Below are 20,538 nucleotides of genomic sequence, written 5' to 3'. Positions count from 1 at the left end.
ATGCCAAGCGTAGGCGAGATCATGGAAAGCATGGAATACGGGCCCGCGACCGAGGATCCCTCGGCTGTGCGCGATTGGCTGACCGCGCGGGGCAGCTTCGGTCATTTCATCGCGGGACGCTTTACGAAGCCTGTCGAGACATTCGTGACCAGTGATCCCTCGACCGGTCAGCCCTTGGCACAGATCTCGCAAGGAACGGCGCGGGATGTGGCCAAGGCCGTACGCGCAGCACGGCGAGCAGCGCGGGGCTGGGGCGCAATGGCGGGGCATGACCGTGCGCGGTTTCTTTACGCAATCGCCCGCACCATCCAGAAACGCGAGCGGTTTCTGTCCGTGCTCGAGACGCTGGATAACGGTAAGCCCATTCGCGAAAGCCGCGATATCGATATTCCGCTCGTCGTCCGCCATTTCTATCATCATGCCGGTTGGGCAGAGATTGCCGCGACCGAGTTTCCGGGCCACACGCCCTTGGGTGTTGTGGGGCAGATCATTCCGTGGAACTTCCCGCTTCTGATGCTGGCGTGGAAGGTTGCGCCTGCTTTGGCCGCCGGAAACACGGTCGTGCTGAAGCCTGCGGAATATACCTCGCTGACGGCTTTGGCCTTTGCCGAGATTTGCGCCCATGTCGGATTGCCCGCGGGCGTTTTGAACATTGTCACAGGGGATGGCGCGACAGGGGCGGCGCTGGTCGAGGCTCCTATCCACAAGATCGCCTTTACCGGCTCGACCGAAGTGGGCCGCGAGATTGCGCGGAATCTGGCAGGGTCGGGCAAGAAGCTGACATTGGAACTGGGCGGGAAGTCACCCTTCGTCGTCATGGCCGATGCCGATCTGGACGCAGCGGTCGAAGGCGTGGTCGATTCGATCTGGTTCAATCAGGGGCAGGTCTGCTGCGCGGGGTCGCGCATTCTGGTGGCCGAGGCGATTTCCGAGCGGTTCGAAACGCTGTTGCGCCGCCGGATGCAGAAGCTGCGCCTTGGCTCGCCGCTGGATAAATCAACCGATATCGGTGCGATCGTCGATCCGGTGCAAAAGACCCGCATCACCGGCATTCTGGACCGAGCGACCGCTGCTGGGGCCGAATTGATCGGTGGCCAAGCGCAACAGGGCTGTTTCATCGCGCCGGGATATCTTCGGAACATCGCTCCGGCCAATCCCGCCATGCGCGAAGAGATTTTCGGCCCGATTGCCACGCTTTCGACATTCCGCACGGTGGATGAGGCTGTCGATCTGGCCAATAACACCGCCTATGGACTAGCGGCCTCGGTCTGGTCGGAAAGCGCCACGGTGGCGACGGATCTGGCATCGCGAATCAAGGCGGGTGTGGTCTGGGTGAACTGCGCCAATATTTTCGATGCGAGCGCCCCGTTTGGCGGTGTGCGCGACAGCGGCTATGGCCGTGAAGGCGGGCGCGAGGGGATGCTGGATTACCTTTCGGCCCCGACGCTGACTGGCGTCAAAGACCCTCAGCCTGCCGCAATTTCGGCGGTACCTGACGGGCTGACCAAAGATCCCGACGGGATCGACCGGACCGTGAAGCTGTATATCGGCGGCGCGCAAAAGCGTCCCGATGGTGGGGCGAGCTATCTGGCGCAAGACGAGTTGATCCCGATCGGCAGTCGCAAGGACATACGCAACGCGGTCGAGGCGGCACAGGGGGCTGTGGGCAAGTGGCAGGGTCTGGGTGGCCATGGCCGCGCGCAGGTGCTGTATTTTCTGGCCGAGAACCTTGCCTTGCGTCGCTCGGAATTCGCGGGCTTTGCCAGTTCAGACGAGGTCGAGGCCGCGATCCGGCGTTGCTTCTTCTATGCGGGTTTTGCCGACAAATACGATGGCGCGACCGTCTCGGCCAAACCCGGTCATCTGACTCATGTCCAACCCGAGGCACATGGCGTGATGGGCATAATCGCTCCGAACGGATCACCGCTTGCGGGGCTGCTGTCGCTGGTTCTGCCGGCGATTGCGATGGGCAATACGGTCGTTACGATACCATCGCAGGATCGACCGATGGCGGCGCTGACGCTGGCACAAGTGCTGGCTTGCTCGGATGTGCCGGGGGGTGTCGTCAACCTTGTGACCGGCCCACGCGATCCATTGGGCGAAGCGCTGGCCAGCCATGACGGCGTCAACGCGATCTGGCATGCGGGGCAGGGCGAAGGATTGACCGTCGCAGAACGCGCGGCGGCGAGCACCCTGATTCCGGTCTGGACGCCACCTGCCTGTGAATGGACCGCGCCCGAAGCGCAGGGTCGCAGTTTCTTGCGCGCCGCCAGCCGGACGAAAACGATCTGGCTGCCTTATGGCGCACTGCCAGCCGGAACCGGAGGCTCGGCCTATTAGGCCGAGCGCAACCAGCCGATGCCCGCGTTGGTGGATGTGCTCGGCAGGTATTCCGCGCCAATCCAGCCGTCGTAATTGCTGGCTTCGAGCGCGCGCAGGAATTGCGTGAACTCGAAATTTCCCGAGCTTGGCTCGTGCCTGCCGGGGCAGCCCGCGATCTGGACGTGGCGCGTCAGATGCGACAACTGTTCCCATAGCGGCAGGACATGGCCGTGGATCATCTGTGCCTGATAGGCGTCGAATTGCAGCCCCACATTGGCTGCCCCGACTTCGGTCACCACCTCGGCGGCCAAATCGAAGCTGTTCAGGAAATAGCCCGGATTGTCACGGGTGTTGATCGGCTCGATGGTCAGACTGATACGGGGCGCGCGGGCTGCGGCCCATTTCAGGTTATCGACCAAGGTCTGACGTGCCGCTGCGCCCTTTGCGCGTCCGGCCATCACGTGCAGATGCTTGACCTTCAACGCTGCGGCAAAGCGCAAGGCGCGGTCGAAATCGCTGCGGAACCGGCCCTCGTTTCCGGGTTTTGCAGCAAAGCCGCGCGGGCCACCCGCCCAGTTCGGCGGGGGTGTGTTCATCAAGATGAATTCCAGTCCCTCGGCCTCGGCGGCACGCTGCAAATCTTTCACCGGCAGGTCATAGGGGAACAGGATCTCGACCCCGTCAAATCCGGCCCGACGGGCAGCGGCGAATCGCTGCAGCATGGGCAGCTCGGTGAACAGGTAGGTCAGGTTGGCTGCAAAACGCGCCATATCAAGGCTCCAGCGGAAAGTTCGTCCCGCCCGAGCGCAGGATCATGCGGCCATCAATATCGGGCGCGGCTGCCTCGGCAAGTCGATAGAAGGTCTTTCTGTCGATCAGCGCAAAAAGACCGCGCCGCACATGCACATAAGGCCGTGGCGCGTCAGAAGTTCCGCGTAAGACGATCGCATTGTCAGGTCCGGCCGTGACCACGTCGCCGACATTGGTCGTAAAGACGATGTCCTGCCCGATTTCGGCATCGACCGCGATGAAAGGCGCGTCCTGAACCCGGATGCCCACCTTTTCAACTGGCGTCACAAGAAAATAGGCATCATCCTCGAGCTTTAGGATCGAGGCGAACAGGCGCACCAGTTCGGGCCTGCCAATAGGAGTGCCAAGGTAGAACCAACTGCCATCCTTGCGGATTTCGATATCAAGATCACCGCAAAAGGGTGGATTCCATAGATGAACCGGCGGCGGGCCTTTTTTTGAGGCACGCGCGGCAGCGGCAGCCAGTCCGGCGGTATCCCTCACGGGATTGTCAGTGTTTCCACCCATTACCAGTGGAGCCTCGTCATTCCTCATCCTATGCTGTCCTAGATCAGAAAAGAGGCATTGTCATGACCGTGGATGATAAACTTGTCTCCGACATCCAGACACTGACCGCCCGGCTTGCCGAGGCGCGCAGCAGTGTCGAGCGGCGCTTCGTCGGCCAACACGCAGTAGTTGAACAGGTTCTATCGGCGATCCTGTCCGGCGGGCATGCCCTTTTGGTGGGGCAACCGGGTCTGGGCAAGACGATGCTGGTCGATACGCTTTCGACGGTTCTGGGTCTGGACAGTGCCCGCGTGCAGTTCACGCCAGACCTGATGCCTGCGGATATTCTTGGCTCTGAGGTGCTGGATGTCCTTGCCGATGGTAGTCGTGCGTTCCGCTTTATCGAGGGGCCGGTTTTCACCCAGCTTCTGATGGCCGATGAAATCAACCGTGCCAGCCCGCGCACCCAATCGGCCTTGTTGCAGGCCATGCAGGAAGGTGAAGTCACCATAGGAGGAGAGCATCGCCCGCTGGGTCGCCCGTTCCACGTTCTGGCGACCCAGAACCCCATCGAGCAAGAGGGAACCTATCCCTTGCCCGAGGCACAGCTGGACCGCTTCCTTTTGCAGATCGACGTGGATTACCCGGATCGCGAAACCGAACGCGCGATTTTGCTGGCCACAACCGGCACCGAGCACGGCGCGGCGCATCCGGTCTTTGACGCCGCTGGGCTTATCGCCGCGCAGGGTCTGATCCGCCGGATGCCGGTGGGCGAAAGCGTTCTGAACACGATTCTGGATCTGGTCCGTGCTGCCCGCCCCGGAGCGCCCGAAGCACCGGCATGGATGTCCGAAACGCTGGTCTGGGGCCCCGGACCGCGTGCCGCGCAAGCCCTGACTCTGGTCACCCGCGCCCGCGCCGCGCTGAACGGCCGCTTCGCGCCGACGCTTGAGGATGTCGAGGTCATGGCCGCGCCGGTCTTGCGCCACCGCATGGCGCTGAGCTTTGCCGCCCGCGCGCGTGGCGAGACCGTCGAGGGGGTCATCTCACGCCTGCTTGGCGACCGGATGCAGGCTGCGGCGTGACACCTTCGCCCGCCGAGCTTCGCGCACGCGCCGAGGAGGCCTCGGCAGGGCTTCCGGCCCTGATGCTTTCTGCCGAACGGTTGGCGGCCAGCGTGACCGCTGGTGTTCACGGGAAGCGTCGCGCCGGCATGGGCGAGGATTTCTGGCAGTATCGCCCTGCAACCTCCGGCGATAGCGCGCGCAGCATAGACTGGCGGCGGTCTGCGCGCTCGGACGGCCAGTTCGTACGCGACCGCGAGGCCGAGATGGCACAGTCGGCGGTGATCTGGGTCTCGGCTGCAGCTGGCATGGATTTCGCCGGAGGGCCGGACCGACCGACCAAACGCGACAGGGCGGATCTATTGGCGCTGGCGCTGGGTATGGCGCTGCTGAACGGAGGCGAGCGTGTCGCCATCGCCGGACACTTGCCGCGGGCGGGGCGTATGCAGGCCGAGCGCATGGCCGACGATCTGGTTCGCCGCCTGTCGATATCCGGAGATGATGACACTCCCGCGCCGGAATTGCTGCGCAGCGGACAGCGGTTGATCCTGATCGACGATTTTCTGGGCGATCCTGCCCCGATGCTTGCCTATCTGGATCGGGCGGCTGGCTCGGGCATACGCGGCGCGATGTTGCAGATCCTTGATCCCGACGAAGAGGCGTTTCCCTATGGCGGGGCAGTTCTGTTTCGCTCGGCTGGCGGGGCGCTGAGCCATGATACCCGCGATGCGGGCGGCTTGCGTGATGCCTACCTGGCGCGGCTGGCCGAACGTCGCGAGGTTCTGGGCCGCGCTGCGCTGAATGCGGGATGGAACTTCGGAACACATGATACGGCATCGGCGCCCGCGCAGGCGCTGCTCTGGCTTTGGTCCGTGCTGGAGGGGTGATGCTGGTACTGGGTCCACTTGGCTTCATGATACCTTGGCTGCTGGCCGGCCTAGCCCTGTTGCCAGCCATCTGGCTGATTTTGCGGGTGATGCCGCCTTCGCCCAAACTGGTCCGGTTTCCGGGAACGCGGCTTTTGCTGGGGTTGCGCGATCCGAAGCCCGTCGCGCGGCACACGCCATGGTGGCTGCTGCTTTTGCGGATTCTGGCGCTTGCCGCGTTGATCCTTGGCTTTGCCGGTCCGATCTGGAAGCCCGCGCCCGAACAGGCGGGACAGGGGCCGCTTATGGTCGTGATGGATGCGGGCTGGGCGGCTGCGCCCGACTGGCCGCAGCGGCAGGCGCGTGCTTTGCGCGCGCTGGATCGCGCCGCGGCCAATGGCCAGCCTGCCGCGCTTCTGGTGGCGGATGGGCAGACCGAAGGCGCACTACCCTTTGTCCCTGCGACCGAGCTTGCGGCGCAATTGCGTGCGATCCGTCCGGCGGCATGGGAAACGCGGTATCCGCAGGATCTTGACACGTTGCTGGCCGAAACACCGGAATCCGGTCTGTCGGTCTTGTGGCTGACCGACGGGATCGATCATCCCGGCCGGACGGCGCTGCTTTCGGCGCTGGACGCGCGCGGAATGGTGACGGTTGTCGCTCCGGTCGGGCCGCGCCAATCCCTTGAATTGGTCGCGGGTGATCAGCCCGCATTGCGACTGCGGACCACGAACCGGACCGACCCACCCGAGATTCTGGCCATAGGTACCGATCCGCAAGGCGCACCAAGGGAACTGGCAAGATTGACCGCTGGCGAGGCGCAGGACGAGAACGGCGTTACCAGCCGCCTCGTGCCGATTGATCTGCCTTCGGAATTGCGCAACCGCATTTCGCGCTTCCAGATCGAGGGTCAGGACTCGGCGGGTGCGATTGTTCTGGCCGATGACAGTCTTCGCCGCCGCAAGGTGGCGCTGGTCGGTGATGACCGTGCCAGCGAAGGCCAACGGCTGCTGTCTCCGATGCATTATCTGCGCAGGGCATTGGCCGCACGCACCGATCTGATCGAGGGGGGCTTGGGCGATGTGCTGCAAGCCTCGCCTGACGTCATCGTGCTGGCCGACCAGATCGCGCTGCCCGAGGACCAGGAGTTGCAGAATTGGGTCGATGAAGGCGGTTTGCTGATCCGCTTTGGTGGTCCGCGCATGGCGGGTTATGAAATGCTGACCGATGAACCCCTGTTGCCGGTGCGTTTGCGTCCGGGGGGGCGCGATATCGGCGGCGCGCTAAGTTGGGGCGAGCCGCGCACGATTGCGCCATTCCCGACCGACGGGCCGTTCTCGGGGCTTTCGGTGCCGCCAGATACGACGATCCGCGCCCAGCTTTTGGCCGAGCCCTCGCCGGAACTGGCGGGACGCATTCTGGCCCAATTGAGCGATGGCACGCCTTTGGTGACGCGACAGGCGCTGGGGCAGGGGCAGATCGTGCTGTTCCATACGACCGCCAATGCGGAGTGGTCGAACCTTGCGATCTCGGGTTTATTCGTCGAGATGCTTGACCGGCTGGTTCTGACCGCCCGCGCCAGCGCCACGCAGCCCGAGGTGGAGACAACGGATGAGTTGTTCTGGACTCCGGTTCAGGTGCTGGACGGTTTCGGACGCTTGTCCGAACCGCAAGATCCTGTGCCGGTCCCGGCGACGGAGTTTGGCAAAGGGCCGGCTCCGGGGGCTCCGGCGGGGCTGTATCGGGCGGCTGAACGGACCGCAGCGTTGAATGCGGGCGGGCCGATGATGCCCGCAACATGGCCCGGAGCCTCGATCGAAGCGGCCTCGCAGGCCCCCGGTGTCGAGCTGGCGGGCTGGCTGATCCTGCTTGCCGCGGCCCTTTTCGGATTGGACGCAGTGGGCAGCGCGTGGCTGGCGCGTGGCACGCGCGGCCGACACCGGAATCGGGGGGCCACGGCATGAGGTGGCTTTTGCTGGTTGCGGGTCTGTTGGTTGCCACGGTCGCGCAAGCGCAGGTCGATCCCGATCCGCGTCTGATTCAGGCGGCTGACGAGGTCGCGCTGGCCTATGTCGTTACCGGCGAGGGTGACGTGGATTCGGCCTCCGAAGCCGGATTGCGGGGGCTGTCACAGGTTCTGACCGACCGTACGACCGTCGAGCCGGGTGAGCCGATCGGTATCGACCTGAACCGCGATGATCTGTCGCTTCTGACATTCCTGTATTGGCCCGTGACCGAGACGCAAGCGCCACCGACCCCGCAGGCTTATGTCCGGCTGAACCATTTCCTGCGTTCGGGCGGGATGATCCTGTTCGATACCCGCGACGGAGATATCGCGGGACTTGGTGGCCCCGAAGGTGCTGGTGTGCTAAGGCAGTTGGCGGCTCCGCTGGACATTCCTCCGCTTGCGCCGATCCCTGTCGATCACGTTCTGACCCGCAGCTTTTATCTTCTGCACGATTTTCCGGGCCGCTATCAGGGCCGCGAGGTCTGGGCCGAAGCCCCGCCCGCCGGCGCCGAAGCGGCCGAGGGCGTGCCGTTCCGCAATCTCAACGATGGTGTCTCGCCGGTGATCATCGGTGGCAATTCATGGTCCGAGGCATGGGCCATCGGCGAGAACGGCCTTCCGATCTATAGCGTCGGCTCGGGGCTGGACGGCGAGCGCCAGCGCGAGATGGCCTACCGCTTTGGCATCAACCTGATCATGTATGTCCTGACCGGCAATTATAAGTCCGATCAGGTGCATGTACCCGCGTTGCTGGACCGCTTGCGGCGCGAAGAGGTGATGCAATGACCGGCTTGTCCTTTGATCCGCTGCTGCCGTGGCCATTGATCATAAGCGCCGCAATCCTCGCGCTGCTGGTGACCGTCTGGTCCTTGTGGCGGGGTCTGCGCGGATGGCCGTTGCGTGGTCTCGCGGGGCTTGCGGCAGCGGCGGCACTCGCCGGACCCGCGTTGGAGTCCGGCATCCGCAACAAGTTGTCGGATATTGTCGTGCTGCTTGATGACCGCAGTGCCAGCCAGTCCTTGCCGGGGCGCGCGGCGCAAACAGATGCCGCGTTGGATGATCTGACCCGCCAGATCGGGGCACTGCCCGATACCGAGATCCGGCGCGTCACCGTGACCGACGATTCCGATGGAACCTTGATCGGCTCGGCGCTGACCCGTGCGTTGGCGGCTGAACCGCAGACGCGGGTCGCGGGTGTCGTGCTGCTGACCGATGGTCAAAGCCATGATCCCGCGATGCTGCCTTCCGGCGCGCCTGCTCCCGTTCACGTCCTGCTGACCGGAGAGCAGACGGATTGGGATCGCCGTCTGGTGATCGAGGAGGCGCCGGCCTATGGCCTGATAGACCAACCCGTCATCATCCGCCTGCGCATCGAGGATCAGGGCGCGGTTCCCGCCGAGATCGCGCAAAGTCCCGCCCGCCTGCGTATCCTTGTCGATGGCGAGGAAACCCGCACTCTGGACCTGCCTCCCGGCGTTCCCCTTGATCTGCCGGTCGTGCCGCAACATGCCGGACAGAACGTGATCTCGATCGGGTTCGATGCGCCGCAGACATCGACGCCGGAACTGACCGACCGCAACAATTCGGCAGCGATCCAGATCACTGGTGTACGGGACCGGTTGCGGGTGTTGTTGGTTTCTGGCGAGCCCCATGCCGGTGAGCGGACATGGCGCAATCTGCTGAAATCGGATGCGAATGTCGATCTGATCCATTTCACCATCCTGCGTCCGCCAGACAAGATGGACGCCGTTCCGGTGGACGAGATGTCGCTGATTGCCTTTCCGACGCAGGAACTGTTCCTTGACCGGATCCGCGATTTCGACCTGATCATTTTCGACCGCTACCGCGTGCGCGGTATCCTCATGCCGCAATATTTCGACAATATCCGCCGCTATGTCGAAGAGGGCGGGGCGGTGCTGGTCTCGGCTGGACCCGAGATGTCGACGGTAGAAAGCCTGAACTTGTCACCCTTGGGCTCGATCCTGCCGGGTCGTCCGACGGGGCGTATCTATGAACAACCTTTCCTGCCCGAACTGACCGACGAAGGTCAGCGTCATCCGGTCACGGCGGGATTGCCCGGTGCGCCGGTCGAGGGGCAGGAAAAACATTGGGGCCGTTGGCTGCGCATGTCGCAGGTCATTCCCGATCCGAATGCGCAAGTCGTGATGACCGGAGCCGAAGACCAGCCGCTTCTGATCATGAACCGCGTCGGCAAGGGGCGGGTGGCGATGCTGAACTCGGATCAGGTCTGGCTTTGGGGGCGCGGGTTCGAGGGCGGCGGTCCTCAGCTGGAATTGCTGCGCCGCATCGCGCATTGGTCGATGAAGGAACCCGAGCTTGAGGAAGAGGCCCTGCTGGCCGATGTCGCGGGCGATCTATCGGTGACCATCACGCGCCGCACCATGGCTGCCGAAGCCAAACCGATCCGCATCACCCGACCGGATGGTGAAACCGAAACCGTCAATCTGGCGCAGACCGGTCCGGGGCGGTTCTCGGAGCGTTGGACGCCACCGGGGCCGGGGCTGTATCGCATGACCGATGGCGAGATCACGCGGGTGATGGCGCTTGGCCCCTCGGCCCCGCGCGAATTCGAGGAAACAGTGGCTTCGGGTGACAAGCTGGGACCGCTGGCCCAGGCGACACAAGGCGCGGTGCTGCGGCTGTCCGATGGCATCCCGGCCGTTCGTACTGTCCGTGAGGGGCGGCCCGCGCATGGGCAGGGTGTTTCGCGTGATTGGATCGCGATCACGCCGCGCCACGCCACTTCGACTTCAGGCGTGACGCATCGCCCGTTGCTGCCCGGTTGGGCGTGGCTTCTGCTGGTCGCGGGGTTGGCCTTGACCGGTTGGTTGGCCGAAGGACGGGGTTGGAAGCTGCGGCGGGCGTGACCTCGGCCAAACTTGCCAAGCCCGTCGAGCGTTGCTAGGCAAATCAAAACTACTCATGAGGACCTTCCGATGGCCGCCGACGTGACAGCCTATATCCCGCCGACCGAAGTCGATCTGGCCATGATCAAGCGCATCTTGCCGCATCGTTACCCGTTTTTGCTGGTCGACAAAGTCCGTGACATCGTGCCCAGCAAAAGCTGCGTCGGCATCAAGAACGTGACCTCGAACGAGCCGCATTTCGAAGGTCACTTCCCGCAGGAGCCCGTCATGCCGGGCGTGCTGATCATCGAGGCCATGGCGCAATCTGCTGCGGTTCTGGTCGGCGTCAGCCTTGATCTGGCAGGCAAAGGCATGGGAACCTATTTCATGTCGATCGACAAATGCCGTTTCCGCAGCAAGGTCGTTCCGGGCGATGTGCTGGAATTGCACATGACGACCCTGCGAGGTGGCGGCAAGGTCTGGAAATTCGAAGGTCGTGCCATGGTCAACGGCGTGCTGGCCGCCGAAGCCGAGGTCATGGCCATGTTGACCCGTGGCGAAAATGGCTGATCCCGTGATCCATCCCTCGGCCGTCATCGACCCTGCCGCGACAATCGGCGAGGGCTGCGAGATCGGGCCGTTCTGTGTCGTCGGACCCGATGTGACATTGGGCCGCAGCGTTGTGCTCAGGTCGCATGTCGTGGTGACGGGCAAGACCTCGATCGGCGACGAAACGATGGTATTTCCCTTCGCTTCCATCGGCGAGGTGCCGCAGGATCTGAAGTTCCGGGGCGAAAGCACGCGGCTCGAAATCGGCGCGCGCAACCGCATCCGCGAATATGTGACGATGAACCCGGGCACCGAGGGCGGCGGCGGCGTCACCCGCATCGGTGACGACGGGCTGTTCATGGCAGGCAGCCATGTCGCGCATGATTGCCAGATCGGCAATCACGTCATTCTGGTCAATAACGCATCGGTCGCGGGTCACTGCGTTCTGGAAGACGATGTCATCGTGGGCGGCCTGTCCGGCGTGCACCAGTTCGTCCGCATCGGTCGTGGTGCGATGATCGGCGCGGTGACGATGGTCACGGCCGATGTGATCCCTTTTGGTCTGGTGCAGGGGCCGCGCGGCCATCTGGACGGGTTGAACCTTGTCGGTCTCAAGCGTCGCGGTGCGTCGCGCGAGGAAATTTTCGCGCTGCGTGACATGCTGGGCAAGCTGGGGCAGGGCAGCTTCCGTGACACAGCGCGCCAGATGACCAGTGACCAGACCGGTCCGATGGTGCGCGAAGTGCTTGATTTCATCCTTGGTCCCTCGGACCGCAGCTTTTTGGCCCCCCATTCATGAGCCGTATTGCATTGATTGCTGGCGAGGGGCGTCTCGCCTCGGCCATTGCCGCCGCGCTGGACGAACCCTTGGTCTACGCGCTGGACCATCTTTCCCCTGAGGTTGACGCCAAGCCGTTTCGTCTGGAGCGCCTTGTTCCCTTCCTTGACGAACTGACCGATCAAGGGGTGACGCAAGCGGTTTTCGCCGGAGCTATCCGTCGCCCACGCATCGAGCCTGACCTGTTCGACCAGCGCACGATGGCCATCGTTCCCCGCATCCTGATGGGAATGCAGTCCGGTGACGACGCGGCCCTGCGCGCGGTGCTGGATGTCTTCGAAGAGGCGGGGATCAGCATCACCTCGGTTGACAAGATCCTGCCCGAACTCGTTCCGGGTGAAGGCTATCTTGCGGGCGAACCGTCTGCCCGCGATCAGAAAGACGCGGCCCGCGCCGCCGAGATCGTCCACGGGCTTGGCCCGTTGGATGTGGGGCAAGGGGCGGTCGTGGCACAGGGCCTTTGCCTTGCCATCGAGGCCCTGCCCGGTACGCAGGCGATGCTGGAATTCGCAAAGCTGCATTCCGGTCTCAAGCCAGACCCGAACGGGGCGAAAGGCGTACTGTTCAAAGCGCCCAAACCGGGTCAGGACCGGCGTATCGACCTACCGACCATCGGTCCCGATACCGTTCTTCAGGCTGCAGATGCGGGGCTGGGCGGCATTGTCTGGGAAGCCGGTAGCGTCATCCTGCTCGAGCGCGATACGGCCGTGCGCCATGCCAATGACGCGGGCTTGTTCCTGTGGGCGAGGGCGTGAGGTGCGCGGGGGGCAAACCGGAAGCACGCAAGCCTATGTTGCCATTTCACGAATACCCGTTCGGTAGCGTTCCAACCGGAGATGCCTTGTGAAATACTTCCTGATCGCGGGCGAACCCTCGGGGGATAATCTGGGCGGGCCGTTGATGGCCGGCCTGAAAAGCCTCGATCAGGAGGCCGGTTTTATCGGGGTCGGGGGGCCGTCCATGGCCGCGCAGGGACTGGACAGCCTGTTCCCCATGGAAGAACTGTCGGTCATGGGTCTGGTCGAGGTGCTGCCGAAATACCGTCAGCTCAATGCCCGTATTTCCCAGACCGCATTGGCAATCGCGGAAGCGCAACCCGATGTGTTGATCACCATCGACAGTCCGGATTTCTGCTTGCGTGTCGCGCGCGAGGCGCGGGCCTTGATGTCTAGCCTGCGGACCATCCACTATGTCGCGCCCTCGGTCTGGGCATGGAGGTCGGGGCGCGCGCAGAAGATGGCCAAGGTCATTGACCACGTCCTTGCGATTCTGCCGTTCGAGCCGCCCTATATGCAGGCCGCGGGCATGACCTGCGATTTCGTCGGACACCCCATCGCCGCCGAACCCGTGGCCTCTGCCGCCGATGGAAGGGCTTTCCGCGAAGCGCATGAGATCGCGCCGGACGCGCCGTTGATCCTTTGCCTGCCGGGCTCCCGTCGGGGCGAGGTGGCCCGTCTGGGACCGCGTTTCGACGAGGCCTTGATGCAGTTGCGCGACCGTGTGCCCGAGATTCGCGTCGTCATTCCGACTGTGCGCGGGGTGGCAAATCTGGTGCGGGATATGACCAAGCGTTGGCCGACGGCTCCGGTCGTGGTGGAAAGTCCAGAAGAACGCAGCGCCGCCTTTGCCGCTGCGAATCTGGCGCTGGCGGCTTCAGGGACGGTCAGTCTGGATCTGGCGGCGAATGATGTGCCGATGGTGATCGGCTATGATGTCGCTCCGATCAGTCGGGCCATCATAGGTTTCCTGCTCAAGACCGATACGGTGACATTGGTGAACCTTGTCAGCGAGACCCGTGTCGTGCCGGAATTTCTGGGGCGCAAATGTCAGGCCGGACCAATGTCCAAGGCGCTGTACGAACTGATCGAAAACCAGGCCGCCCAAGCCGCCCAGCACGAGGCGATGGCGCTGACTATGCAGCGATTGGGGCGCGGCGGCGAGGCTCCGGGCCTGCGCGCCGCGCGCTCCGTCATGAATGTGCTCAGTTCTGAGCGGCAACCACGATGATCTCGACCTTGTAGTCGGGGGTCGCAAGCGCGGATTCGCCGGTTGCACGGGCGGGCGCGTGGCCAGCCGGGACCCATGCGTCCCAGACGGCGTTCATCTCGGCGAAGTTCGCCATGTCGGCCATCCAGATCTGCGCGGACAGGATGCGGGTCTTGTCCGAACCGCATTCGGCCAGAAGGCGGTCGATCTGGGCCAGAACCTCTTTGGTCTGATCGGTCACGCTTTCACCCGGCTTGCCGACCTGACCGGCAAGATAGACGATGCCGTTATGGACGACGGCCTGGCTCATGCGGGCACCGGTCTCGACGCGTTTGATCTCGGACATTGGAGTTCCTTTCGGTTTGGTCTGGCGTCAGAGGAGCCGCCAGAAGAACAGCGCCGTCATGCCAAAGCCGACGGCCGCGATCAATGCCCGCATCACCCTTATCGGGATCCGGCGGGCCAGATGTGGGCCAATCAGGCCGCCAAGGATCGTGCCGATGCTCATAATCGCGGCGGGCACCCATGCGATCTGGCCGCCGACCGCGAAAATCCATAGCGCGATTAACGATAGCGCAAAGGACAGCCAGCTTTTCAGCCCGTTCATGCTGTTGAGATCGGTCATCCCCCAAAGCGCGAAAAGCGCCAGCAAGATGATTCCCAACCCACCGTTGAAGTAGCCGCCATAGATCGCCACCGGAATCATCGTGCCTGCGCCGAAGGGCACGACCGCGTTGCGATGCTCGCCGGCCCATTGCCGGACCTTGCCGCCCCACAGGAAAATTGCCGTGGCTGCCAGCAGCAGAAAGGGCACCAGAACCGCGAAGGCCTGATTGGACGAAACCAGAAGCAGGGCAGATCCGATTACCCCTCCCAGAAGCGTCTGGAGCGTGAGGCGCAGGATCAACCGGCGATCGACCTGCGCGATCTCGTGCCGGAAGCCGATGGCTGCTGAAAGATAACCGGGCAGGGCGGCGACCGTACTGGTGGCGTTGGCGGTAACGACCGGAATGCCGCTTGCAACAAGGGCGGGGAAGGTGATGAAGGTTCCGCCGCCCGCGACGGCATTCAGCACGCCGCCGAGAAATCCGGCGCCAAGGATAATCAGTGAATCGGTCATGGCCTCCCCCGAAGCGATGGTGTGGGAAACAGCCGAGCCCCCTCCTCAAAGGGTCGCTGTTGCGGGATGCTTAGGCAGTTGGTGCGGGAAGGTCCATCCCGAACGAAGTGCGCCCGACAGGGGGCTGTCGGGCGCGGCCGTCTTGATTGGGGGACTGCGGCTTGGAATATGCCCGCCACATACAACAGCTTGATGACGGAGAGCGGGATCGCGGCCGCTGGATGCATGAAGATTTTGGCCGCCAGCGACAACCGCCGTGCTGGCAATGCCGAGCGCGGGCGGCAAATTGCGCTCATCCACTGCCGAACTTGCTGGCGATGCGGTTAGCAAGTCGGGCGATTGCCCATAGCCTTCGGATACCGGACCCGACCGCTTGAACTTCATTGCATTCGTAGACTGCTATGTGCAGTGCGAATGACGCTAATCACCGAAAATCGTAGAATTTTTTGATCAAGGGGGAAGGTGGTGCTGCGAGAGAGGATTGAACTCTCGACCTCACCCTTACCAAGGGTGTGCTCTACCACTGAGCTACCGCAGCGCCGTTGGAGGGGCGTTTAGACCGACTGTTCGGGGGGCGCAAGAGGGGAAATCGAAAAAAATCAAAAACAGCTCTCACTTCGCGATTGCGCGCCGCGCTGGACGCAAGCCTGCGCAAAGGTTAACAGATGCCCATGACGAAGGGACCTCGAAAACCGCAAGCCGAAACTGGCCGCGAGGCAAGGCTTAAAGCTGCCTTGCGCGCGAATCTGGCCCGTAGAAAGGCTCAGGGTCGTGCGCGTGCCGTGCCTGAGGATCTTCCCGATGACGAGCAGCAAGGGCAAGGTGCACCGCAAGCCGGTCAAAGCCCCGAGAACGAGGAATAGATGGATCAGATCATCGTAAGGGGGAACGGGCCGCTCAAAGGCGAGATCCCGATCGCAGGTGCCAAGAACGCCTGTCTGACGCTTATGCCGGCGACGCTATTGACCGACCAGCCATTGACGCTGACCAATGCGCCGCGGCTGTCGGACATCCGCACCATGACCGCGCTGCTGCAATCGCTGGGGGCCGAGGTCGCCAGTCTGCAGGAAGGTCAGGTTCTCGCGTTGTCCAGCCATGACGTGAACAACCACACCGCCGATTACGATATCGTTCGCAAGATGCGCGCATCGATTCTGGTGCTGGGGCCGATGCTGGCGCGCGACGGACATGCGATCGTCTCGCTTCCCGGCGGCTGCGCGATCGGCGCGCGTCCGGTCGACCTGCACCTGACCGCGCTCGAGGCCATGGGCGCTTCGCTGGATCTGCGCGATGGCTACGTTCACGCCAAGGCTCCGGCGGGCGGTCTGAAGGGCGCTGTCATCGACTTCCCCATCGTTTCCGTCGGTGCTACTGAGAACGCATTGATGGCCGCGACGCTTGCGCGCGGAACCACCGTGATCAAGAACGCCGCCCGCGAACCCGAGATCGTCGATCTTGCCCAGTGCTTGCGCCGCATGGGTGCCCATATCGAGGGCGAGGGCACTTCGACGATCACCGTCGAGGGTGTGCAGTCGCTGGGTGGCGCGACCCATCCGGTCGTCACCGACCGCATCGAGCTTGGGACCTATATGCTTGCGCCCGCGATTTGCGGTGGCGAGGTCGAATGCCTCGGCGGGCGGATCGATCTGGTCGCGGCTTTTTGCGAAAAGCTGGATGCCGCCGGAATCGAAGTCACCGAGACCGACCGCGGCCTTAAGGTCGCCCGCAAGAACGGTCGGGTCCGCGCCGTCGATGTGGTCACCGAGCCTTTCCCCGGCTTCCCGACCGATCTGCAGGCGCAGATGATGGCGCTGCTTTGCACGGCCGAGGGAACTTCGGTGCTGGAAGAAAAAATCTTCGAGAATCGTTTCATGCATGCGCCGGAACTTATCCGCATGGGTGCGCGTATCGATGTACATGGCGGTCATGCCACGGTTCACGGCGTGAGCAAGCTGCGTGGTGCGCGGGTCATGGCGACCGACCTGCGGGCCTCGGTCAGTCTGATACTTGCCGGTCTTGCTGCGGAAGGGGAAACCGTGGTCAGCCGCGTTTATCATCTCGATCGTGGCTATGAAAAAGTCGTGCGCAAGCTACGCGGCGTTGGTGCCGATATCGAACGCATCAAAGGGGATGCCTCTGATGAATGACGCAAGCTTCAGCGATGCCGATCCGGCGCCATTGGCGCTGATCGCACAAGACGCGGATGATCTGACGGTGATTTCGACGTTGGTGCAGGATTCGGTCCTGCCGGTCACCGAAATCTCCTATGACATGCGGCACCGCCAGCTTGCGCTGCTGCTGAACCGTTTCCGCTGGGAGGATGCGGATCAGGCCCGCCGCGACGAGCGTCCATATGAACGGGTACGCTCGGTTCTGCTGATCTCGGATGTCCAGCGCGTGCAAAGCGATGGCATCGATCGCGCGGACACCGATCTGATTCTCGAACTTCTGGCCGTGCGTTGGGAGGCGGGTGCCGATGGCACCGGCCGCCTGATGCTGGAATTTGCCGGAGACGGAACCCTCGCGATCGAGGCCGAATGCCTCAATCTGGAACTTCGTGATGTGACGCGCCCTTATATCGCGCCGTCGCGCCGCGCACCCGAACACCCCGAGGACTGATTGCCGCGCTGCAGACAGTCGTGTCCTTGTTCTACAGATAGCCATCACGGCGGCGCGGTCCGGTACTGCGCTTGCCGATTTCCCTTGTGATCACTGCTTGAGAGACGTTCGGGCAGCGGCTAACAAGGTTCAACATTGCGAGTGTGCCATGACCCTTCACCTGTCGACCGCCCAACCCGATTTCGAGCAGCGTTTCATCCAGATGCTGTCCATGAAGCGCGAGGATGCGGTCGATGTGAATGACGCGGTCACGGCCATCATTGCCGATGTGCGCGAACGCGGTAACGAGGCGCTGGTCGATCTGACCGGGCGTTTCGACCGTCTGGCATTGACGCCTGATACCCTTGCCTTCTCGAAAGCCGAGATCGCAACAGAGACGGCAAAAGTCTCGCCCGAGGATCGCGCGGCGCTGACGCTGGCCGCCGAACGCATCCGCGCCTATCACACCAGACAGATGCCCGCAGATGCCGAATGGACCGATCCCGAAGGGGCAACCTTGGGCTGGCGCTGGAGCTCGGTTTCGGCGGCGGGTCTTTATGTGCCGGGCGGGCAGGCAAGCTATCCGTCCTCGGTCCTGATGAATGCCATTCCCGCCCGCGTGGCAGGGGTCGAGCGGCTGGTGATCTGCGTGCCGACGCCCGATGGTGTGGTCAATCCGCTGGTCCTGCTGGCCGCCGAACTTGCCGGAGTGGACGAGATCTATCGCATCGGTGGCGCGCAGGCGATTGCGGCAATGGCCTATGGCACCGAAACCATTCGTCCGGTGGATAAAATCACCGGCCCCGGAAACGCCTATGTGGCCGCTGCCAAGCGGCAGGTTTTCGGACGTGTCGGCATCGACATGATCGCGGGTCCGTCCGAGGTCCTGATCATTGCCGAAGGCGCGCAGAACCCCGAATGGCTGGCGCTGGATCTGCTGGCGCAGGCCGAACATGATGCCGATGCCCAATCCATCCTGATCTCTCCCGACGAATCGCTGGCCCGCGCCGTCGTGGCCGAGGTCGAGCGGATCTTGCCGACGCTGCCGCGCGCTGCCGTCGCCGGTGCCAGCTGGCGTGATTACGGCACGGTCATCGTGACAAAAGATCTGGACGAAGCGGCTGCCTTGTCCGACCGCATCGCGCCCGAACATCTTGAGCTTTGCGTGGATGATCCCGAGGCGTTGTCGCGCAAGACCCACCACGCCGGCGCGATCTTCCTTGGCGGCTGGACCCCCGAGGCGGTCGGTGACTATGTGAGCGGCCCGAACCACGTCCTGCCGACCGCGCGCTCGGCGCGGTTCTCGTCGGGGCTGTCGGTGATGGATTTCCTCAAGCGGACGACGCTTGCGCGCCTGACGCCTGACGCTTTGGTGGCAATCGGTCCCGCTGCCGTGCGCTTGGCCGCATCCGAAGGGCTTTCGGCACACGGGCTTTCCGTTGCGGCCCGTATCAAATCCCTGAACAGGGGAAGCGAATGAAGCAACCTCCTCCGGGGCGGTTGATCCGTATCGCCATTGATGACAGCGCGCTGCCGCCGCCCTCGCCCGAGATGGAGCAGGACCGCCGCGTTGCCGTTTTCGACCTGCTGGAGGAAAACAGCTTCCGTCTGCCCGGTCGGGAAGGGCAGGCGGCACCCGTGGGGCCATATGCGCTGATCCTTGCCTTGCGCGAGCGCCGCCTTGTGTTCGACATCTCGACCGAAGGCGGTGAACGGGTCGCCGAATTCCATCTGGCGCTTGGTCCGTTCCGCCAGACGGTCAAAGATTATTTCCAGATCTGCACCAGTTATTTCGACGCGGTCAAACGCCTGCCGCCCGCCCAGATCGAGGCAATCGACATGGCGCGGCGCGGCATTCATAATGAAGGGGCGCGCACCCTTCAGGAGCGGCTTGAAGGGAAGGCCATCATCGACATCGACACATCCAGACGCCTGTTCACCCTGATCTGCGCCCTGATCCCGGAGTAATTCGTGGCAGGGCAGATTCCAGGCTCGGTGCTGTTCTGCTGCGATCACAACGCGATCCGTTCGCCGATGGCCGAGGGGATGATGAAGCACTATTACGGCCGCGTCGCCTATGTGCAATCGGCGGGCGTCAAGAACGACATGGAGGTGGACGGCTTTGCCATCGCGGTCTGTAACGAAATCGGGGTCGAGATCTCGCAGCACCGTTCGCGATCCTTCGACGAGATGAAAGAATGGGGCGATGATCTGGGTAGTTTCGATCTGGTCGTCGCGCTGTCCCCCGCCAGCCAGCGTCAGGCGCTGGAACTGACCCGAATCTCGCATCTCGATGTCGAGTACTGGCCCATCATGGACCCGACCGGTCTGGCTGAGGAGCGCGAGGCCAAGCTGGCGCTTTACCGGCAGATCCGCGACCAGATCCGTGACCGGATGATCGACCGTTTCGGGCCTCCGAAGACCGGATAATCGGAATGCCGCGCGCGCTAACCGAATATTAGGGGCTGTGGTCTATGTCTTGGTGAACCCGAACGGAGTTTGCCCATGACCGAAGACAAGTCGCTGGACTGCGGGATGGACGCCATATTGCCCGCCGTCGACACGCATCGTGCCATCCTCGCACTGGACGGAGTTGGCCGGATTGTCGCGATCAATCAAAGCTATCTTCGTCTGACCGGATATGATCGGCATGAGTTGATCAATCGTCCGGTCTGGAAATTGCTGGACCTCGCCGAACGCTGTGCGGGTCGTCTGAGCCACTTGCTCGATCTGCCCGAGGGAAGAGACAACCACTTGCCCGAACTGGCCCATGTCTCGAAATGCGGTCGGCGCTATCGGGTCGATGCCCGCGTTTTCGTGATCGCGGGCAGTGATGGACGGGCGAATCTGCGTATGGTTTTCGCCCGACCGGAAGAAACCGGCGGCGTGATCAGCCTTGGCAATTTTATCCAGCAGCGCGATTGGCCAGCGGCCAAGGCCGCATCGACACCGGCCCGCAAGCCGATTCCCTTGCACGTTGCTGCGGGACGCTTGCAACCGGTCCGGCACTGAAGCGAGGAACGG

Annotated in this window: 21 protein-coding genes and 1 tRNA gene; 17 read left to right on the top strand and 5 right to left on the bottom strand. The window is 63.3% G+C overall.

The annotated features are described in order from the left end of the window. Positions 1-2,340 carry an aldehyde dehydrogenase family protein gene (locus tag GL286_RS13290; RefSeq protein WP_155096048.1) on the top strand — a complete coding sequence of 780 codons (2,340 nt, stop codon included), beginning with the start codon at positions 1-3 and terminating at the stop codon, positions 2,338-2,340. Here the strand turns inward: GL286_RS13290 and GL286_RS13285 are convergent. Next, positions 2,337-3,092, bottom strand: coding sequence for a hydroxypyruvate isomerase family protein (locus tag GL286_RS13285; RefSeq protein ID WP_155096047.1), 756 nt, complete (start codon positions 3,090-3,092; stop codon positions 2,337-2,339). The two genes, GL286_RS13290 and GL286_RS13285, sit on opposite strands and share 4 nt — an antisense overlap. A 1-nt stretch (position 3,093) precedes the next feature. Beyond that, on the bottom strand, positions 3,094-3,639 hold the full coding sequence (locus GL286_RS13280; protein ID WP_155096098.1) for a DUF1285 domain-containing protein: 546 nt from the start codon (positions 3,637-3,639) through the stop codon (positions 3,094-3,096). Positions 3,640-3,701: 62 nt separating this feature from the next. Here GL286_RS13280 and GL286_RS13275 point away from each other — a divergent pair, with 62 nt between their 5' ends. From GL286_RS13275 to lpxB, 9 genes are all read left to right on the top strand, one after another. Then, on the top strand, positions 3,702-4,703 hold the full coding sequence (locus GL286_RS13275) for an AAA family ATPase (protein WP_155096046.1): 1,002 nt from the start codon (positions 3,702-3,704) through the stop codon (positions 4,701-4,703). Beyond that, the gene (locus GL286_RS13270; protein ID WP_170295180.1) at positions 4,700-5,569 is read left to right on the top strand and encodes a DUF58 domain-containing protein; all 870 of its coding nucleotides are present in this window, start codon (positions 4,700-4,702) and stop codon (positions 5,567-5,569) included. The genes GL286_RS13275 and GL286_RS13270 overlap by 4 nt, the downstream gene beginning before the upstream one ends. Next, on the top strand, positions 5,569-7,512 hold the full coding sequence (locus GL286_RS13265; RefSeq protein WP_343038894.1) for a BatA domain-containing protein: 1,944 nt from the start codon (positions 5,569-5,571) through the stop codon (positions 7,510-7,512). Before GL286_RS13270 ends, GL286_RS13265 begins: the two co-directional genes overlap by 1 nt. Continuing rightward, positions 7,509-8,342: a DUF4159 domain-containing protein gene (locus GL286_RS22865; RefSeq protein ID WP_343038893.1), complete on the top strand. Its 834-nt coding sequence runs from the start codon at positions 7,509-7,511 to the stop codon at positions 8,340-8,342. Before GL286_RS13265 ends, GL286_RS22865 begins: the two co-directional genes overlap by 4 nt. Then, entirely contained in the window at positions 8,339-10,444 is a 2,106-nt protein-coding gene (locus GL286_RS13260) for a hypothetical protein (RefSeq protein WP_155096045.1), read from the top strand. Before GL286_RS22865 ends, GL286_RS13260 begins: the two co-directional genes overlap by 4 nt. A gap of 69 nt (positions 10,445-10,513) precedes the next feature. Next, entirely contained in the window at positions 10,514-10,993 is a 480-nt protein-coding gene (gene fabZ / locus GL286_RS13255) for a 3-hydroxyacyl-ACP dehydratase FabZ (RefSeq protein ID WP_155096044.1), read from the top strand. Further along, positions 10,986-11,771, top strand: a complete 786-nt coding sequence (gene lpxA, locus GL286_RS13250; protein WP_155096043.1) for an acyl-ACP--UDP-N-acetylglucosamine O-acyltransferase — start codon at positions 10,986-10,988, stop codon at positions 11,769-11,771. The genes fabZ and lpxA overlap by 8 nt, the downstream gene beginning before the upstream one ends. After that, positions 11,768-12,565 carry an LpxI family protein gene (locus tag GL286_RS13245; protein WP_155096042.1) on the top strand — a complete coding sequence of 266 codons (798 nt, stop codon included), beginning with the start codon at positions 11,768-11,770 and terminating at the stop codon, positions 12,563-12,565. Before lpxA ends, GL286_RS13245 begins: the two co-directional genes overlap by 4 nt. An 88-nt stretch (positions 12,566-12,653) precedes the next feature. Next, complete coding sequence (lpxB, locus tag GL286_RS13240; protein ID WP_170295179.1) at positions 12,654-13,817, top strand: lipid-A-disaccharide synthase; 1,164 nt, start codon at positions 12,654-12,656, stop codon at positions 13,815-13,817. On the opposite strand, the gene GL286_RS13235 is transcribed toward lpxB, so the two are convergent. The 3 genes from GL286_RS13235 to GL286_RS13225 form a co-directional block, all read right to left on the bottom strand. Further along, positions 13,792-14,142 carry a RidA family protein gene (locus tag GL286_RS13235; RefSeq protein ID WP_155096041.1) on the bottom strand — a complete coding sequence of 117 codons (351 nt, stop codon included), beginning with the start codon at positions 14,140-14,142 and terminating at the stop codon, positions 13,792-13,794. The genes lpxB and GL286_RS13235 overlap by 26 nt on opposite strands. Before the next feature lie 27 nt (positions 14,143-14,169). Then, on the bottom strand, positions 14,170-14,916 hold the full coding sequence (locus GL286_RS13230; RefSeq protein WP_155096040.1) for a sulfite exporter TauE/SafE family protein: 747 nt from the start codon (positions 14,914-14,916) through the stop codon (positions 14,170-14,172). Between the two features lie 463 nt (positions 14,917-15,379). After that, a tRNA-Thr gene (locus tag GL286_RS13225) sits at positions 15,380-15,454 on the bottom strand. Positions 15,455-15,587: 133 nt separating this feature from the next. Between GL286_RS13225 and GL286_RS13220 the strand changes: the two genes are divergently transcribed. The 7 genes from GL286_RS13220 to GL286_RS13190 all read left to right on the top strand — a co-directional run bounded on the left by GL286_RS13220 (position 15,588) and on the right by GL286_RS13190 (position 20,526). Beyond that, positions 15,588-15,779 (top strand): hypothetical protein, encoded by a 192-nt coding sequence (locus tag GL286_RS13220; RefSeq protein ID WP_155096095.1) that lies wholly within the window; start codon positions 15,588-15,590, stop codon positions 15,777-15,779. Continuing rightward, positions 15,780-17,063: a UDP-N-acetylglucosamine 1-carboxyvinyltransferase gene (gene murA / locus GL286_RS13215; RefSeq protein WP_155096039.1), complete on the top strand. Its 1,284-nt coding sequence runs from the start codon at positions 15,780-15,782 to the stop codon at positions 17,061-17,063. It begins immediately after the preceding gene. Then, a complete protein-coding gene (locus tag GL286_RS13210; protein ID WP_155096038.1) occupies positions 17,056-17,535 on the top strand; it encodes a DUF2948 family protein in 480 nt (159 codons plus the stop codon). Before murA ends, GL286_RS13210 begins: the two co-directional genes overlap by 8 nt. Positions 17,536-17,683: 148 nt before the next feature. Continuing rightward, a complete protein-coding gene (gene hisD / locus GL286_RS13205; RefSeq protein WP_155096037.1) occupies positions 17,684-18,994 on the top strand; it encodes a histidinol dehydrogenase in 1,311 nt (436 codons plus the stop codon). Next, entirely contained in the window at positions 18,991-19,482 is a 492-nt protein-coding gene (locus GL286_RS13200; RefSeq protein WP_155096036.1) for a UPF0262 family protein, read from the top strand. The genes hisD and GL286_RS13200 overlap by 4 nt, the downstream gene beginning before the upstream one ends. Positions 19,483-19,485: 3 nt before the next feature. Continuing rightward, a complete protein-coding gene (locus GL286_RS13195; RefSeq protein WP_170295178.1) occupies positions 19,486-19,944 on the top strand; it encodes an arsenate reductase/protein-tyrosine-phosphatase family protein in 459 nt (152 codons plus the stop codon). Positions 19,945-20,019: 75 nt separating this feature from the next. After that, positions 20,020-20,526, top strand: a complete 507-nt coding sequence (locus tag GL286_RS13190; RefSeq protein WP_155096035.1) for a PAS domain-containing protein — start codon at positions 20,020-20,022, stop codon at positions 20,524-20,526. Positions 20,527-20,538 lie beyond the last annotated feature (12 nt).

Origin of the sequence: Paracoccus aestuariivivens, assembly GCF_009711225.1 — a bacterium.
GTDB classification, from domain to species: Bacteria; Pseudomonadota; Alphaproteobacteria; order Rhodobacterales; family Rhodobacteraceae; genus Paracoccus; species Paracoccus aestuariivivens.
The sequence above is the reverse complement of the archived record's forward strand: the minus strand, read 5'-3'. Positions and strand labels throughout refer to the sequence as shown.